At 40.4% G+C, this 17,450-nt stretch carries 13 protein-coding genes; 2 read left to right on the top strand and 11 right to left on the bottom strand.

The window, feature by feature from the left end; all coding sequences use genetic code 11:
• Position 1 precedes the first annotated feature (1 nt).
• From cps2T to ACVC7S_RS00025, 9 genes are all read right to left on the bottom strand, one after another.
• Positions 2-1,174 carry a beta 1-4 rhamnosyltransferase Cps2T gene (gene cps2T, locus ACVC7S_RS00065; RefSeq protein ID WP_447265736.1) on the bottom strand — a complete coding sequence of 391 codons (1,173 nt, stop codon included), beginning with the start codon at positions 1,172-1,174 and terminating at the stop codon, positions 2-4.
• 30 nt (positions 1,175-1,204) lie between these two features.
• Entirely contained in the window at positions 1,205-2,572 is a 1,368-nt protein-coding gene (locus ACVC7S_RS00060; protein ID WP_447265735.1) for a sugar transferase, read from the bottom strand.
• A 22-nt stretch (positions 2,573-2,594) separates the two neighbouring features.
• Positions 2,595-3,287: a tyrosine-protein kinase gene (locus ACVC7S_RS00055; RefSeq protein ID WP_001142577.1), complete on the bottom strand. Its 693-nt coding sequence runs from the start codon at positions 3,285-3,287 to the stop codon at positions 2,595-2,597.
• Between the two features lie 9 nt (positions 3,288-3,296).
• The gene (gene cpsC / locus ACVC7S_RS00050; RefSeq protein ID WP_084939336.1) at positions 3,297-3,989 is read right to left on the bottom strand and encodes a capsular polysaccharide biosynthesis protein CpsC; all 693 of its coding nucleotides are present in this window, start codon (positions 3,987-3,989) and stop codon (positions 3,297-3,299) included.
• 8 nt (positions 3,990-3,997) lie between these two features.
• Positions 3,998-4,729 carry a capsular polysaccharide biosynthesis protein Cps4B gene (gene cps4B, locus ACVC7S_RS00045; RefSeq protein ID WP_447265734.1) on the bottom strand — a complete coding sequence of 244 codons (732 nt, stop codon included), beginning with the start codon at positions 4,727-4,729 and terminating at the stop codon, positions 3,998-4,000.
• 1 nt (position 4,730) lies between these two features.
• Entirely contained in the window at positions 4,731-6,176 is a 1,446-nt protein-coding gene (cpsA, locus tag ACVC7S_RS00040) for an LCP family glycopolymer transferase CpsA (protein WP_447265733.1), read from the bottom strand.
• A gap of 193 nt (positions 6,177-6,369) precedes the next feature.
• Positions 6,370-8,328: a peptide ABC transporter substrate-binding protein gene (locus tag ACVC7S_RS00035; protein WP_447265732.1), complete on the bottom strand. Its 1,959-nt coding sequence runs from the start codon at positions 8,326-8,328 to the stop codon at positions 6,370-6,372.
• Positions 8,329-8,482: 154 nt separating this feature from the next.
• Entirely contained in the window at positions 8,483-10,450 is a 1,968-nt protein-coding gene (locus tag ACVC7S_RS00030) for a peptide ABC transporter substrate-binding protein (protein WP_447265731.1), read from the bottom strand.
• Between the two features lie 168 nt (positions 10,451-10,618).
• Positions 10,619-12,229, bottom strand: coding sequence for a glycoside hydrolase family 13 protein (locus ACVC7S_RS00025; protein WP_447265730.1), 1,611 nt, complete (start codon positions 12,227-12,229; stop codon positions 10,619-10,621).
• 152 nt (positions 12,230-12,381) lie between these two features.
• On the opposite strand from ACVC7S_RS00025, the gene ACVC7S_RS00020 reads away from it, so the two are divergent.
• The gene (locus ACVC7S_RS00020; RefSeq protein WP_447265729.1) at positions 12,382-13,866 is read left to right on the top strand and encodes a DUF1846 domain-containing protein; all 1,485 of its coding nucleotides are present in this window, start codon (positions 12,382-12,384) and stop codon (positions 13,864-13,866) included.
• Between the two features lie 94 nt (positions 13,867-13,960).
• The gene (locus ACVC7S_RS00015; protein WP_000032557.1) at positions 13,961-14,443 is read left to right on the top strand and encodes an S-ribosylhomocysteine lyase; all 483 of its coding nucleotides are present in this window, start codon (positions 13,961-13,963) and stop codon (positions 14,441-14,443) included.
• A gap of 54 nt (positions 14,444-14,497) precedes the next feature.
• Here the strand turns inward: ACVC7S_RS00015 and ACVC7S_RS00010 are convergent, their stop codons facing one another.
• Both ACVC7S_RS00010 and ACVC7S_RS00005 read right to left on the bottom strand, forming a co-directional pair.
• Entirely contained in the window at positions 14,498-16,603 is a 2,106-nt protein-coding gene (locus tag ACVC7S_RS00010; protein ID WP_447265728.1) for an ATP-dependent Clp protease ATP-binding subunit, read from the bottom strand.
• A 449-nt stretch (positions 16,604-17,052) separates the two neighbouring features.
• Positions 17,053-17,450 (bottom strand): LPXTG cell wall anchor domain-containing protein (locus ACVC7S_RS00005; protein ID WP_447265727.1); only part of this gene is annotated, 398 nt, incomplete at its 5' end.

The raw sequence follows: 17,450 nt of genomic DNA, 5'->3' as shown, positions 1-17,450 counted from the left end.
TTTACCCTTTAAACACTTCTTCATAATCTGACACAATCTTTTCCCATGTGAAAGCTGAGAGAATTCTTTGGCTTGACTTGAAATCCAAGTCAGCTATCACTACCTGATCAAATCCCTCTACTTCCTCAATGACGTGTGCCAACTCGTCTTTATTCCAATAAATAGCCCCGTCTTCACCAACCTCACGGTTAAAGCCAACATCTAGCAACAAATTCAGTTTTGTAGATGCTAGGGCTTCCAGTAGAGAAGGGTTAGTCCCTCCAACCTCATGCCCATGCAAATAGGCAAAAGCATTTTCACGAATGTACTTGAGCAATTCTTGGTCATAGACCGTACCGACAAATTTGACCCTAGGATCTTTGTCAAAACCAGTATCCTGTAACAACTGATCGTAAAATTTATTCTGCTCGACATTTGTGATGAGGACGAAGTCCTTCTTGGACTTGGACTTGATAAATTCACGAATCATGGTTTCATAGTTGTTTTCAGGAACGAATCGTCCCACCACTAGATAATAGCCATTTTCGCTAACACCTTTTTCCTGATACCAGTTCCGAACCTTGGTATCTTCTGCCTTCAGGCTTGAAGGAGCAGTATCCGTTCCATAGGCAATATAGGTGGTCTTTGGCTGATACTGTTTATAGTCCTCTTGGATATATTTTTCAATATTTTTGCTATCACATACCAGTAAATCAGCATGCTTGACCATGAGTTGCTCTGAGAATTTCCAGTACTTACGAACTGGTAAGCTCCATTTTGCTCGTAGCCATTCATGACCATCTGGATTTACCAGCAACCGGCCACCGATCGCACGAATCTTTTTCTTAAGGCCAGAAATAAAGGGCCCGATGCGACAAGCTAGAATGTAAAAAATAGGAGTCTCGTCCTTGTTTTCCTTAGCCAATTCAATAGCCTTATTGACCGCTGCAATATCGTAAGCGATAGCACGAGCCGGCCCAATATTAGGCACATCAATGTTGAAACAAACGGCGCCATTGTGCTCAAACTGGTCATCCGTGATACCAGATTTAGCTGAATTTTCACGCATACAAGCAACATAGTATTGTATGTTGCTGTCTTTTTGGTATTCGGTTAATTTTTCAACAAAGGTTTCAAATCCTCCATACTTGGCAGGAATCCCCTTTGAACCAATGATATAAACTGACTGTTTCATCTCTCTCCTAACAAGACTGAGGGGCAGAAATTACTTCGCCCCATCTCTCATAAATACAACCTTAACGGTCTTCAGTAAAATTTCAATATCTTTCCAAATAGTCCAATCATCAATATAGGCTACATCTAATTTGACAACTTCATCGAAATCCTTGATTTCGCTTCGTCCACTGACTTGCCACAAGCCTGTTATCCCAGGTTTAAAACTGAGACGACGTTTCTGTTCAGGAGTATATTTCTCGTACTCATCCACTGTTGGGGGACGGGTCCCTACCAGACTCATATCTCCCATTAAAACATTCCAAAACTGAGGTAACTCATCTATGCTGGTCTTACGAATAAAGCGACCAATTGGTGTAATACGAGGATCATCATCAACCTTAAACATACCACCTTGCATGGTATTTTGAGCCAGAAGTTCTTGTTTGCGCTTCTCAGCATTCACGCACATAGATCTAAATTTATAGAAAGTGAAATGTCGACCATTTTTCCCAATACGAGTTTGAGAAAAAATCGCTGGTCCACCATCTTGTCTGATCATCGGAACCAGAACAATACTCACCAAACCACAGATAATCAATCCGACAATCGCACCGCAAATATCAATGATCCGTTTAGCGACCACATGACTAGGTTTATAAAATTTTGTTGAAAAAGTTACGACATTCAAACCTGCCATTTCACGAATTTTTTTATCGCTACCTAAATTATCGTTAAAAGCATTGAGATTGACTGTCACATCTATCCCCATTGTTTCAAAGAGGGAAATATAATCTTCAATGTTATACTCCTCACTAGGTAGATTGATAAAGACTTCATCAACAACTTCATGAGTTGTATAGTCTAAAATATTTTCAGCAGGAATGACTTTTAAATGTTCATGACGGAAGTTAGGTTGATCTAAAACACTAACCGCTTCTAACTCCCATAAAATGTCACTCGCTTCTATCAGTCTATCCATTACTTTCTCAACTCTAGAAGTTGCCGTTATCAAAAAGACTTTCTTTCTCCCTTTTAAGTTTGGGAATAGGCGTTTCCAATAACGTTTGATACATACATTCATCAGATAAAGCAAAATGGAATGTATTATCAAAAAATAAACCATCCCTCGTCTTGAAATGCTAAAACGCTCTTCTAAGAAAAAATTCGAGATGCTAATCGCTAAAGCAAAATAAATGATATATTTTGCTGTTCTGATAAACTCAGCCAAGTACCCTCTTTTGAAAAATTCTTGTCCATAATCACTAATATGAAAGACAACATAATGGAGAATGTACAGAATTACCATTGAGGTATATACAATATCTGTTTCTTTAACAAAACTGAGCAAATAAGCTAAAATAATGACAAGAAAACTCTGGAAAACTGCCAAAGAAATCTTCAATCCCTTTTCTTCCATAATATCTTCCCTAGGCTATTTGTTATTTTTTGCCATAATTTCCGTAAGAGCCATAAGCACCGTAGGAACCATATTTTTCAACAGAGGTATTCAATTTATTGAGCACAATTCCTAAGAATGGTTTGCTTGTTTGTTCGAGCTGCCCTTTCGCCTTCTGAACATCTCTTCTATTAGCTTCACCTACTGCCGTTACCAAAACAGAAGCATCACATTTTTGAGTGACGATAGCTGCATCGATGACAACTCCGATCGGGGCTGTATCCACAATGATGTAATCAAAGTACTTACGCAAGGTATCAAGCATGGTTGCAAAATTTTCACTTTGTAGCAAGGCTGTTGGGTTTGGTGATATAGAACCCGCTTGAATAACAAACAAGTTTTCTACATTGGTGTCACATAGCCCTTGTGATAGGTCTGTCGTCCCAGATAAGAACTCTGTTAGTCCAGTAATCTTCTCGCGTGATTTAAAAACACCTGACATGACAGAATTACGAATATCGGCATCGATTAACAGTGTCTTATAGCCTGCACGCGCAAAGGCCCAAGCAATATTTGTAGAAGTAGTTGATTTCCCTTCACCCGGTTTCACAGACGTGATCGAAATAACTTTCAAATTATTCCCACTCAACTGTATATTGGTACGAAGCGCGTTGTAATACTCTTCAGCTTTTCTCGCCAAATCTAATTTTTTTTGTACAATCTCTAATGTTGGCATCTCTCTCTCCTATTTCAATTTATCCAAATTTGGAACTACTCCCAATAGCGCAATTTGCATCACATCTTCGATATCTTCTGGACGTTTCACTCGTGTATCTAAGAGTTCAACTAGGAGAACCGTAACAACCATTACAACCGCTCCAGCAAGAAATCCAACCATGGTATTGCGACGGATATTTGGAGACGATGGGGATGTTGCAGGACGCGCTTCTTCAAGCGTTGTCACATCTGAAACTCGCGTGACACTGATGATTTTTTGAGCAGCAACCTCTCTCAAAGAGTTGGCAATACGGCTAGCTTCCTCAGGTGCACGGTCTGTAACAGAGATAGAAACAATACGCGTATCCACTGGAACTGTCACCTTAATTTTACTAGCTAGACCTTTTGGAGGGAGTTCTAGTTTCAAGTCAGTCGCAACTTTTTCTAAAACGTCTTGCGAGAGAATGATTTCACGATAGTCTTTTACCAAGTAAGATCCAGCTTGCAAGTCTTGGTTGGTCAAACCTGGCTTATCTCCCTGATTACGGTTGACCACATAAATGCGGGTAGTACTGGTAAACTCTGGTTTCACAATAAAACTACTGTAAGCAAATGCTACTGCCCCTGTCACGAATGCTACCAAAGCAATTAACAATTTTCGTTTCCAAAGGATTTTAAGCAAGTGAAATACATCGATTTCCATCATATTTTGTTCTTTCATTTTTTCTCCTAAATCAATTGATCCATTATTATTTTTCGGGGATTATCCTTAAAAAGTTCCTTGGCCTTGTTTTCACCGTATTTTTTGGCAATGATATCATAGGCTTCTTCCATATGAGGCGGTCTATGATCCAAGTTGTGCATATCACTAGCGATTACATGAACGAGGTCACGCTCTAAGAAATACTGAGCTCTCTTTTTCATGAATTTATAAGTTTCTCCGAAGAGTTTAGGTTTCAAGACATGAGAACTATTGACTTGAGTGTAACACCCCATGTCAATCAACTCTTGTACGCGCTTTTCATTATTTTCTAAAGCATCGTAACGTTCAATGTGGGCAATGACTGGCGTAATACCCAGCATTAGAATATCACTCAACCCCTTATGTATATCTCGATAGGGTGTATTCATGCTAAATTCAATCAAGGCATAGCGACTATCGTTTAGCGTGGGGATTAATTTCTTTTCCAACTTCTCAACGACATCCGGAGTATAGTAGATTTCAGCCCCATAAGCAATGATTAGGTCATTAGCAACTTCCTTAGCCATTTCCCGTACCTTGAGAAAGTTGGTTGCGATCTTTTCTTCAGGAGTTTCAAACATTCCTTTTCGTCTATGCGATGTTGAAACGATTGTTCGCACTCCTTGACTATAGGCCTCTCTTAGAAGGTTTTTACTTTCCTCTATCGACTTTGGACCATCGTCCACATCAAAAACGATGTGCGAATGAATATCGATCATTCTACTTCCCCTCCATCACATCATTGATAGCAGCTTTCGCCGCAGCCAAACTACTATCGTCGATTTCCATCATGTAGAGGTTACTATCTGGCATGGCGTAAGAAGGAAGATCCATACGACCAGTCCCCTTCAAGTCTTGAGAGTTTACTTTATAATTTCCTCCACTCTCTAACTGAGTATTGACTAGATCCATCATGGTTTCCAAAGGCATATTAGTTTGAAGAGAATCTTGCAATCCTTTAATGATATTGTCATAGTTCTTCAAAGCCTCAGTTGACGTCAATTTCTGAATAACAGCTACAATAACCTTTTGTTGGTTTCGTCCACGGTCACGATCTCCATCTGCTAGAGAGTAGCGCTCACGAACAAATCCCAGAGCCTGCTCAGAATCTAAGTGGACATTTCCAACTGGGAAATGGAACTTCCCGTGTAAAGATGTGAAATCTTGGTCATTATAAACATCTACGCCACCTAAAAGGTCAATCAACTTCAAGAAAGAAGTGAAGTTCAAACGGACGTAGTAATTGATATCCACACCATATAGGTTTTCCAGGGTATGAATCGACGAGTCTACTCCATAAATCCCTGCATGGGTCAATTTATCCTTTTGATTGTTTCCTCCATCTGCGATTGGTACATAGGAATCACGAGGAGTTGTAGTGAGAAGGATCTTTTTGGTATCACGGTTCACCGTCATCAAAATATTTACATCTGAACGCGAAACTGAGCTGATTGGACCGTAGGTATCAATACCACTCACATAAATATTGAAAGCTTTATTCTTCGATACCTTAGGTGCAGCAACTTCTTTAATCAAATTTTTAGTGTAAATCTTCTTGATTTTAGAAGCATAGTCAGGATACTCTGCTTCAATAATATTTTCAAAGACACTATTTAAGACGATTGCTTTCGTTTCACCAGAAAGCAGACTCTTATAAGCTGCTAGGTAAGAAGTCGCATTCTCAACCGTCAAGTCCTTACTTTGGCTGGTCTTAATATCTGCTAACAACTTTTGAATATTGTCATTGTCTGTCTCTGTTGGCCCCGTAACCGTATCCAGTTGGGTCACATTATTGATCTCACTATCTTTCAAAACGACCACACTAATCGAATACTCTGAGTAATTTGACGTCGAATTGATATGATTGGTAAAACCGACAAACTGTTGCAAAGCATAGAGAGAAAATGAACTAACTAAGATGGCAAGCGTCAAAAAGAAGACCGTAAACTTCTCAGCTTTTTTATAAACAATCAGCAGTAGTCCTACTAAAGCAGCTAATAAAACGAGAACTGCAGAAATAATATTCAGGTATCTAAAAGCTAAAATGTTGTGTCTAAAAATCAAGAACAGCAAAAAACCACCCAACAATAGATAAATGGTTAATAAGACTATGTTAATATTTCGTTTCATGTTGCCAGAACGAGTTCTCTTTGAACGTCTATTCATGTTAATCCCCTATACGTTAATAATTAGGATTATTATATCACAATTATGAAAGAAATTCCAATTATTCCCACCATTCTCAGCGTTTTCATTCACTTCTGTATGCTTTATTTACTTTAAAAGTATACTAACTTCATTTCTCGATGACAAATTAAAAAGACAAGGGCATTTTATCTTGCCAGCTTGTCTTTCATTTTTATTTAACGTGGTTTGAAAATTCTTTTTGACTCTTTTCGATAGCCTTTTTACTTTCTTCTTCCCACTTAGCCTTAGCTTCATCAAATTGTTTCTTGGTAACAGGATCTTTTTGCAGTCTCATGTACTTGTAGTTATTTCCATCACCTTTGATTCCCACTAGAGAGTAAGCACGTGTAAAGGGAGTTACTTTGGTTACAGAGGCTGTACCACCATTTGACATCGTAGACATGATCAGAGAACTATCAATCATCCAAGCTTGAGCTTCAGCGTATTTTTCATAACGCTTAGCAACATTTTGATTCTCAGCGTCTGCTTCTTTTAGAAGTTTCGTATAGGTATCAAGTCCTAGACTCTTGATGAGTTCTTGGTCTTCCTTAGCATCTAGACCGAAAATTTTGAGATAAAAACCATCTTCGGCATTAAATGGATCCAGATAAGTTGACGGATCTTGGTAATCACCAACCCAGCCATCAAAGTTCAAATCGTAATCACGAGCTGCTGGATTTGGTGCTAGGAAAGCGACATTCCCAAACTCATCCGTTGAAAGTTGCTGAACATCAATAACGACATTATAAGAACCTAGTACTGTTTCAAGTGTTTGTTTAACCGAATTCATACCAGAAACCGCATTTTTATTGGTTTGATCAACTGGGATGTCCAAATGAATCGGGAAGGTCACCCCTTGGGCTTCCAATTCCTTTTTAGCTTCCGCAAATTTTGCTTGGGCTTTTTCCTTGTTGAAATAACCGTCTTGGGCATCTGCTAAGTTGATTCCTGACCATTCTGTTCCATACTGAACAAGTTTAGAAGAAACCACTTCTCCAAAACTCTTATCTCCCACCTGCACAAATGTCGGGGGAACAAGGGTATTACGAAGGGTCTTACTTGCTGCTTCTTGCCCGTTAGATTGAGCAGAGTAGGCTGTCCGATCGATGGCAAAGTTCAAGGCCTGACGGAAATTTTTATTTGAAATCGCTGTTTGAGTTGATTTCTTTTGCTGGTCTGAGTTTTTTGCAGTATGGTTATAGGCTTTACGGTTAACGTTAAAGTTGAAGTACCAAGAAGTCTTGTCTTGTAAGCTATAAACAATATTGTCTTGGTATTTTTCTTTTGTCTTAGCATAGCTCGAGCTATTTGGATAGACTCCCGCAAGCGTATAGGCACCACTTTCAAAGTTTCGAATGGTCATCTCCTGATCAGAGCCATCAAAGTAAGCCAATTTAACTTTTTCAATGGTGACTTTCTCATGATCATAGTAGTTAGGATTCTTCACATATTCGATGGAAGATTTTGATGTGAAATCTTTTAACAAGTAAGGTCCATTGTAAAGGATACTGTTTGGCGTCAAGGTTCCAAATTCTTTATCTTTTGATTTCAAAAACTCTTCGTTAACCGGGAAAAGGATACTATTGGTGGTCTTTGAGTTCCAGTATGGCTCTGGTCGAGTCAAAGTGTACTCAACCGTATAGTCATCCAAGGCTTTGACACCAACTGTTGTGAAGTCATTGGTCGCACCTGTCACATAGTCATTCAATCCCTTAATAGAGTTTTGGATGAGATCCATGGCTTGACCCTTGTTGTCCGCAGCATACTTAATCCCAGTGACAAAGTCTTGGGCTTTGACTGGAGCGTACTCTTCTCCATCAGCAGTGTACCACTTGGCATCTTTTCTGAGTTTATAGGTATAGGTTAAACCATCCGCCGAAACTGACCAATCTTCAGCTAGAGCTGGCGTTAGATTCCCATAGCTATCATTTTCTAGCAAACCATCCACAAGATTGGTAATCACTGAAGTGTTATCTGCATAATAGTCTAAAAGATAGTTAAATGTCGTCGGATTTGCACTAAATGTTGATGAGAAAGTGCTTGTATCAGTATTTGACTGTCCACAAGCTGTCAGTAAAATTCCTGTAGCTAGGACAAGACCAGTTCCGATGAGTCTTTTTTTCATGTTCATCCTCTACTCCTTTATGTTACTTTTTATAACATAGACATATTTTATCAAATTTATCTTAAATTGTAAAGTTTCCGATTCTTTTATAGATGAATGATGAACCTAGTCAAATAAAAAGAAAGGAAGCGCTGCATTTTGCATCTTCCTTTCTTATAGATTATTTAACGTGTTTTTCTAGCTCTTTTTGGTATTTGGCATTTGTTTCAATCTTTTCTTTCTGCCATTTCTTGAGAGCTTCTTCGTATTCTTTTGTAGTCACGACATCATTTTGCAACTCCAAACCTTTGAACACAAATGGATCTCCCTTGATTCCGACTTGAGAGTATGCTTTTGTGAATGGAACAGTACGGCTAACAGTTGGAGAACCACCTGAAGAAGCAACTGGGATCAAAAGCGAACTATCAGATACCCAAGCTTGCGCTTTAGCGTATTTTTCGTAACGCTTATTGAGGTCGCTTGTTTCAGCTGCGGCATCATCCAAGAGTTTCTTGTATTCGTCTAGACCTACTTGAGCCATCACTTCTGGATCTTTTCCACGAGTGATACCCAAGTGTTTAAGGGCAGAACCCTTCTTAGCATCAAGAATGTTTAGGTAGGTAGCTGGGTCTTGATAGTCTGGTCCCCAACCAGTTCCATTCAAGTCGTAGTCTTTTTGCGCTGGAACCTTAGCTTGAGACGTAATGCTCATTTTCTCATTATCGGTCATTTGAAGGACATCGACAATGACATTCTCCGTACCAAGTGTTGATTCGATAGACTGCTTGAGTGAGTTGGTTTGTTGAACGGCAATGACATCAGTCTGTTCAACTGGAACATCCAAACGGATTGGGAAGGTCACACCCTTAGCCTGCAATTCTGCCTTAGCCTTCGCAAAGGCTGCCTTGGCTTTTTCAGGACTGTAAAGCGTATCCTTACCATCAGTAAGGGCTACATCTTTCCATTGGTCTCCATAAGAAACCAGCTCTGCTTGTGCCAACTCTCCAAATGTCTTTTCACCTACTTGAACATAGTCATGAGGTACTAGACTGTTACGGATAATTTTATCCGCACCTTCTTCACCATTCAACTGAGCCGTGTAAGAATGACGGTCAAGGGCAAAGTTCAAGGCTTGACGGAAGTTCTTGTTGAGAAGAGCTTCTTTTGTTGATGTTTTTTGAGCCTCGTCTGTTTTGGCTGTTTTATTGTAAGACTGGCGGTTTACGTTAACAGTGAGGTAGTAGCTTGTCGCTTCTTGTGGACTATAGACAATCTTATCTCCGTACTCTTTCTTAGTTGACTCAAAGTTTGAGCTTGTTGGGAAGAGACGAGCTGTTGTATAGGCACCCTGCGTAAAGCTTCGAATCAAGGATTCTTGGTCGGAACCATCATAGAAGGTTAGTTTGATGTTGTCAATCTTAACATTGTCCTTGTCCCAATAGTTTGGATTCTTTTCATACTCAATGACTGATTTTGAAGTCAATGATTTCAAAAGGTAAGGACCGTTATAAAGAATACTTGATGGTGTTGGCGCACCGTAGTCGCTCCCTTTAGAATTCAAGAATTCTTCATTAACTGGCATCATAGTAGCAGTTGTAACCTTAGAATTCCAGAAACTTTCTGGTTTGTTAAGCGTGTATTCTACCGTGTAATCATCAACAGCCTTAACTCCTACAGTAGAGAATTCATTGCTTTCTCCACTGATATATTCTGCCAAACCTTTGATAGAATCTTGAAGGAGAGAGAGGCCGTCTGATTTGCCATCAGCCGCGTGTTTCAGACCAGTAACAAAGTCCTTGGCCTTGACCTCAGCATACTCTTCTCCTTCAGAAGTATACCATTTTACACCCTTACGGAGTTTGTAGGTATAAGTCAAACCATCTTTAGAAACGGACCAGTCTTCTGCAAGTGATGGAATTAAGTTTCCATACTTATCATTTTCCAAAAGGCCATCGACAACGTTGGCTATAACGTCAGAAGTTGAGCTCTTGCTCGTCACGCTGTAGTCCAAAGATGATGGATCCATAGCATAGACATATGAAAATGTCTTGGGAGCATCAGCCTTTTTTTCACCTTGCCCACAAGCTGTTAACAGAAGGGCTGCACTCAAAACAGCACCTGCTCCTAAGAGCCACTTTTTCGATCTCATAAGTAATCTCCTTTAAGATAGTATTTTCACCATTATACCCTATTTTTTTATAAAAGCAAGGGCTTTCGCATAATTTTTTAGAAAATTCTAACAAATATTTTTTAAAGATTTTTCAATACAATTTTTAGTAAAAAACCTCAAGCTTCAAAAACTTGAGGTTTGCTCATTTTAGTCAGTCAGTTCCACACAGAAAGCATCCCACGGAGCCAAGACCTGTTTTTCAACTGCTTCTTGAGTCACAGTGTTTTCAATCAAGACAGATTTAACTTTTCCTTCTACTGAAAAGTTTTGTTTTTCATTGGACAAGTTAGCCACAACTAGGAAGCGACGGTCTCCATCCTTACGGATATAAGCAAAGACCTTATCAGCTGTATCAAGCAATTCAAAATCAGCTCGAATCAGCCAGTTGTTCTCCTTACGGATTTGAACCAGTTTTTGGTAGGTATAAAAAATAGAATCTGGATTTGCTAGTGCTTCTTGAACGTTGATTTCTTCGTAGTTTGGATTAACTGCCAACCAAGGTTGACCAGTTGAGAAACCAGCATTTTTGCTTTCATCCCATTGCATCGGGGTACGGGCATTATCACGTCCGATGACACGGATACTATCCATAATTTCCTCGAGCGGAACACCTTTTTCAAGTGCCTCACGCGCATAGTTGAGGGATTCAATATCTTCTACTTGATCCAGTGTTTCAAAAGGATAGTTGGTCATCCCAATCTCCTCACCTTGGTAGATATAAGGAGTCCCTCTCATCAAATGAAGCAGAATTGCAAAGGCTTTGGCAGATTTTTCACGGTATTCTTGGTCATTTCCCCAGATAGAGACGATACGAGGAAGGTCATGGTTGTTCCAGAAGAGGGAATTCCAGCCGTCTTCAACTCCTAACTCTGTCTGCCATTTGTTGAAGATTTCTTTTAACTTACTGATATTCAGTTCTTTTTGATAGTGCCACTTAGGTTGCCCTTCCTGATACTGAAGACAGATATGCTCAAACTGGAAGACCATAGACAATTCTTGCCCCTTTGGATCAGAGTAGAGTTTGGCAATTTCTGGTGTCGCCCCCCAAGTTTCTCCCACTGTCAAGAGATCTTTATCCCCAAAAGTTACCTGATTCATTTCCTTGAGATAAGGATGGAGCATAGGACCGTTATTAACTATCTTCTCATTAGGAATCTTACCAATCATGTCAATGACATCCATACGGAAACCACCAATACCTTTATCAATCCAGAAGTTCATCATCTCATAAATTTTCTTGCGAAGTTTTTCATTTTCCCAGTTGAGATCGGGCTGTTTCTTACTGAAAAAGTGGAGATAGTATTGACCCGACTTCTCATCGTATTCCCAAGCAGACCCACTAAAGATAGACTCCAAATCATTGGGCTCATCTCGCCAGATATAGTAGTCACGTTCAGGGCTGTCAGGATTTTCACAGGCCTCGACAAACCAAGCATGTTCATCCGAGGTATGATTGACCACCAAGTCCATGATGATACGGATATCACGTTTCTTAGCTTCTGCGATCAGTTGGTCCATGTCCTCCATGGTCCCGAAAATAGCTGCAATCGCTTGATAATCAGCAATATCATAACCATTATCATCCATAGGACTGTCATAAACAGGAGAAAGCCAAATCGCTGTAATTCCTAACTTAGCTAGATAGTCCAACTTACTTGTAATTCCTAGCAAATCACCAATGCCATCTCCGTTGCTGTCCATAAAACTCTTGGGATAGACTTGATAAACCACGGCATTGTGCCACCATTTTTCTTGCATCTGTTTACCTCATTATTTTAATATTCTACAGTCTATGATAGCGCTTTTTAAAACTTAGTGCAAGCGTTTGCCTAATCTTTTTGATTTCTTTTTTAGCTCCGTAGTTTCCTAACTCCCATTTTTTTTATATAATAGAGGTCAGAGGTAAAAAAATGAAAAAACAAGCTTTTAGTTCTGAACAATATTTAAATCTACAACGCGACCACATTTTGGAGCGTATTAACCAATTTGACGGCAAGCTTTACCTGGAGTTTGGCGGCAAAATGTTAGAAGATTTCCACGCTGCTCGTGTACTGCCTGGTTATGAACCTGACAACAAGATCAAGCTCTTGCAGGAGATGAAGGAGCAGGTTGAGGTTGTGATTGCTATTAACGCTAGCAACATCGAGCATTCCAAGGCACGTGGCGACCTAGGCATTTCTTATGACCAAGAAGTGCTTCGTTTGATTGACAAATTCAATGAGCTGGGGATCTTTGTCGGTTCTGTTGTCATCACACAATATGCCGGACAACCCGCTGCAGATACCTTCCGAAACCAGCTCGAGAAAAATGGAATTGATTCTTATCTTCATTATCCAATTAAAGGATACCCGACTGATATAGACCACATCATTTCTCCCGAAGGTATGGGGAAAAACGACTACATCAAAACCAGTCGCAACTTGATTGTCGTAACCGCTCCTGGACCTGGTTCTGGAAAATTGGCAACTTGTATGTCCAATATGTACCACGACCAACTTAATGGCATTAAGTCTGGTTACGCTAAGTTTGAAACCTTCCCAGTTTGGAATCTTCCCCTTCATCATCCAGTCAATTTGGCCTACGAGGCTGCAACCGCAGACCTTGACGATGTCAATATGATTGACCCTTTCCATCTCCAAACCTACGGAGAAACCACTGTCAATTACAACCGTGATATCGAAATTTTCCCAGTGCTCAAACGTATGTTGGAACGCATTCTCGGTGAATCTCCATACGCTTCACCAACAGACATGGGTGTCAACATGGTTGGCTTCGCTATTACAGATAATGAGGCTGCTATCGAAGCTTCTAAACAAGAAATCATCCGTCGCTATTATCAAACTGTTCTTGATTTTAAAGCTGAAAAAGTCGGAGAAACTGCTGTCAAGAAGATTGAACTTCTCATGAACGACCTCGGTATCACACCTGCAGACCGTAAGGTTGCTGTCGCAGCACGTCAAAAAGCGGAAGAAACTGGCGGACCTGCCCTAGCTCTCGAATTGCCATCTGGCGACATTGTCACTGGTAAAAACTCTGAACTCTTTGGCCCTACAGCTGCTGCCTTGATCAACGCCATTAAGAAATCTGCTACTATCGACAAGGAAGTGAAATTAATCGAGCCTGAAGTTGTCAAACCAATCCAAGGCCTTAAAATCAACCATCTAGGTAGCCGTAATCCGCGCCTGCATTCAAATGAAATTTTGATTGCACTTGCCATCACAGCTATGGAAAACCCTGACGCCGCGCGTGCCATGGAAGAACTTGGTAACCTCAAAGGTAGCGAAGCCCACTCTACCATCATCTTGACCGATGAAGACAAGAATGTCCTTCGCAAACTAGGTATCAACGTAACCTTTGACCCTTACTACCAATACGATCGCTTGTATCGTAAGTAAAAACTCAAACCTCTCCTTTCTCGGAGAGGTTTTCTCTCTATCTCAACAGCATCCTTTATGTTATAATGAAAGAAGAAAACTGAAAGGAACGACCATGTCAAAAGAAGTTATTGTCGAAAGTTTTGAACTAGACCACACCATTGTTAAAGCACCCTATGTTCGCTTGATTGGGGAAGAAACAGGGCCAAAGGGAGATGTTATCTCCAACTTTGATATTCGCTTGGTACAACCAAACGAAGACTCTATCCCTACCGCTGGCCTTCACACCATTGAGCACCTCTTAGCCAAACTCATTCGTACCCGCATTGACGGCATGATTGACTGCTCACCCTTCGGTTGCCGTACTGGTTTCCATATGATTATGTGGGGACGTCACACCAGTGCTGAGATTGCAGCTGTTATCAAGGATTCTCTAAAGGAAATTGCTGAAACTACTACTTGGGAAGATGTGCCTGGAACAACCATCGAATCTTGCGGAAACTACAAAGACCACAGCCTCTTTTCTGCTAAAGAATGGGCTAAACTCATCCTAGAACAAGGTATTTCAGATGATGCCTTTGAACGCCATGTCATCTAAACGCAAAAGAACCAGTTACAATAACTGGTTCTTTTTTATTCTCAAAATCTTGATTTAGGCTTTCTCGCGAATGACCAAGACTCCATCTTCCATGTCTGCTTCCAGATGTTTGGCATCTAGGTGATCCAAGTGGAAGTCCGTCACCTTATCACGGATTTGTTGTTCAACTACACGACGGAGAGGACGAACACCCATGATTTCATCATAACCTTCTTCTGTGATAAAGTCCTTAGCTGCTTGGCTGACTTCCAAATCAATGTCTTTCTTAGCCAAGGTTTGGTTGACCTCAGCCAACATCAAGTCCACAATCTTAGAAAGATCTTCCTTATTTAAGTGTGAGAACTCGATAACAGCGTTAAAGCGGTTAAGGAACTCTGGACGGAAGAATGGTTTCAAACGATCCATCAATTCTGGTTTGTCCGCATCTTCTGTCAAGTTGGCTTCATAACCAAATCCAGCATTTGATGTTGCGATAATGACAGTGTTTTTAAAGTTCACGGTATTTCCTTGGCCATCTGTCAAACGACCATCATCCAAGACTTGGAGGAGAAGGGTAATGACTTGAGGATCCGCCTTTTCAATCTCATCCAAGAGAATGATAGAGTAAGGATTACGACGAACACGTTCTGTCAAGGTATTGCTATTGTCATCATACCCCACATAACCAGCTGTTGTACCGATTAGCTTAGATACAGCTGTGCGGTCACTGTATTCAGACATATCTAAACGGATAATCGCATCCTTAGTTCCAAACATATCGAGCGCCAATTGCTTAGCAAGCTCCGTCTTACCAACCCCAGTTGGCCCTACAAAGAGGAAGCTACCGATTGGGCGATTGCCTTCATCAAAACCAGCACGGTTACGACGAATAGCACGAGCCACTGCTTCTACTGCCTTATCTTGACCGATAACCTTGTGTTCCAAACGATGAGCCATATCCTTGAGACGTTCGATGTCTGACGCTCCCATTTGTGATACTGGAATACCTGTCATTCGTTCCACAGATTCAGCCACATCATTGACAGTGGCAGTCACTTTCATATCTTCTGTGTGGTTTTCGACTTTTTTCTCCAATTCTGCAATGCGAGTCTTGGCATTAAGAGCTGCTTCAAAGTCCTCTGCCTCAACTGCTTTTTCTTGCTTGTCTTTTTCTGCCTCAATTTCCCGTTCAACAGCATGAACATCTGTTACTGGATGTTGAGCTGCCAAGTGAGCCGCCGTTACATCGACAAGGTCGATAGCCTTATCAGGCAAGCTACGTTGAGGAATGTATTGGATCGAATAATCCACTGCTGCTTTCAAGACTTCATCTGGCAAGATGACATTGTGGTGTTGTTGATAGAGGTCACGAATGCCTTGAAGGATTTTAAAGGTATCCTCTGCTGAAGGAGCATTGACCTTGACTTCGTTGAAACGACGAGCAAGGGCTGCATTCTTCAAGATAGTGTTACGGTATTCGTCCTGAGTTGTTGCCCCAATAACAGTCAACTCACCACGGGAGAGAGCTGGCTTGAGAATATCTGCAAGACCTTTAGAACCACTATCACCTCCGATTGAACCAGCGCCAAGGATTTGGTGAATTTCATCAAAGAAGAGGATAATATTCCCTGCTTCTTTTACTTCATTGACTAGGTTTTGAACGTTTTCTTCAAAGCTACCACGGTATTGAGTACCAGCCTCAAGACCTGAGATATCAATGGAAATGATTTCCTTATTCTTAATAGCAGCTGGAACATCTCCGTTCACAATGGCTTGCGCTAGACCTTCGACAACTGCTGTCTTACCAACACCTGCATCTCCGACCAGAACAGGATTGTTCTTGGTACGACGTGAGAGGATTTCAGAAGTTTCTTGAATTTCCTTGTTTCGACCGATAACAGGATCCAACTTGCCTTCACGAGCTTCCGCTGTCAAGTTACGACCTAGTTTAGCAAGGACACCGTCTTGTTTCATACCTGAAGCGTGTTGTTGCATTTGCGCATCAGATTCTGCATTTCCTGGTAATTGACCAGTTGCACGATACTGAGCAAATTCCTCAGGTGTCACTTCGCGTCCATTAATCAAGTAGCGACGGTTTTCAGAACTGTATCCTCGCATACCACCCATCAATTGGTTAAATAAATCATCCATGTTGTTAAAGTTATTAAAGTTGTTGTTCATATTCTTTACCTCGTTTAATATTGATTATTTGCGATCACTGATATTGACTATCTTTGACCTTTGTTTTAAAAAATTTAGACTAGCTATCTAGCTACTCTACGTATAATTTCTGGTTTTTCTTTTTTAAATAAGCCTTTTATCATCTTCTTTTCACAGTCTGTTAGATTAAACATAGGCCTCACCCCTTTCTCGGGATTCTATAGCTCATTATCAAAGACTAATTTCTTGAAAGTAAGCTATTTAAGGAATTCATTTTCCTTATGTTTCTACTATATCACATTGGTCAGTAAAAGTCAATAACTTTTTGACCAAATTTGACTATTTTTAAAAAATTTTTTGAAACACAAAAAAAGCCCCTAGAAAATAAATTTTCTAGAGACTTTCTCTATCAAGTTTAAGAGAGAAGTAGAATTCTCACTTACCAAGTTTCATGTTTCTTCTACGAAAGCTTAAGCTTTACGTTTTACGAAGAATACCAGTCCACTCAATGCCAAGACTACAAATCCAATTGCTGAGAAGATAGATGTTGCTTCACCTGTTTTTGGAAGTTCAGCTTTACCTTTAGTCTCCGTAGCTGGAGGTGTTGGTTTTGGTTCCTCTTTTTCTCCTGGAACATTTGGTTTTGTTCCTGGTTCATTTGGATCTGGCGTCGGAGCTGGATCTGGTGTTGGATCTGGCGTTGGTGCTGGATCCGGTGTTGGATTTGGATTTGGTGTTGGATTTGGATTTGGTGTTGGGTTTGGATTTGGTGCTGGGTTTGGATTTGGTGCTGGGTTTGGATCCGGTGTTGGGTTTGGAACAGTGTATTTATTTGTAAATACAACTGCTTTACCATCCGCATACGAAA

This window comes from Streptococcus sp. Z556 (assembly GCF_053010225.1).
Note: the sequence above shows the minus strand (reverse complement) of the source record. Positions and strands in the feature narration are given on the sequence as shown.

What these genes read in the sequence shown, in the direction of transcription:
- cps2T (WP_447265736.1), bottom strand. Translation starts at nt 1,174, where the DNA reads ATGAAACAGTCAGTTTATATCATTGGTTCAAAGGGGATTCCTGCCAAG.
- ACVC7S_RS00060 (WP_447265735.1), bottom strand. Translation starts at nt 2,572, where the DNA reads ATGGAAGAAAAGGGATTGAAGATTTCTTTGGCAGTTTTCCAGAGTTTT.
- ACVC7S_RS00055 (WP_001142577.1), bottom strand. Translation starts at nt 3,287, where the DNA reads ATGCCAACATTAGAGATTGTACAAAAAAAATTAGATTTGGCGAGAAAA.
- cpsC (WP_084939336.1), bottom strand. Translation starts at nt 3,989, where the DNA reads ATGAAAGAACAAAATATGATGGAAATCGATGTATTTCACTTGCTTAAA.
- cps4B (WP_447265734.1), bottom strand. Translation starts at nt 4,729, where the DNA reads ATGATCGATATTCATTCGCACATCGTTTTTGATGTGGACGATGGTCCA.
- cpsA (WP_447265733.1), bottom strand. Translation starts at nt 6,176, where the DNA reads ATGAATAGACGTTCAAAGAGAACTCGTTCTGGCAACATGAAACGAAAT.
- ACVC7S_RS00035 (WP_447265732.1), bottom strand. Translation starts at nt 8,328, where the DNA reads ATGAACATGAAAAAAAGACTCATCGGAACTGGTCTTGTCCTAGCTACA.
- ACVC7S_RS00030 (WP_447265731.1), bottom strand. Translation starts at nt 10,450, where the DNA reads ATGAGATCGAAAAAGTGGCTCTTAGGAGCAGGTGCTGTTTTGAGTGCA.
- ACVC7S_RS00025 (WP_447265730.1), bottom strand. Translation starts at nt 12,229, where the DNA reads ATGCAAGAAAAATGGTGGCACAATGCCGTGGTTTATCAAGTCTATCCC.
- ACVC7S_RS00020 (WP_447265729.1), top strand. Translation starts at nt 12,382, where the DNA reads ATGAAAAAACAAGCTTTTAGTTCTGAACAATATTTAAATCTACAACGC.
- ACVC7S_RS00015 (WP_000032557.1), top strand. Translation starts at nt 13,961, where the DNA reads ATGTCAAAAGAAGTTATTGTCGAAAGTTTTGAACTAGACCACACCATT.
- ACVC7S_RS00010 (WP_447265728.1), bottom strand. Translation starts at nt 16,603, where the DNA reads ATGAACAACAACTTTAATAACTTTAACAACATGGATGATTTATTTAAC.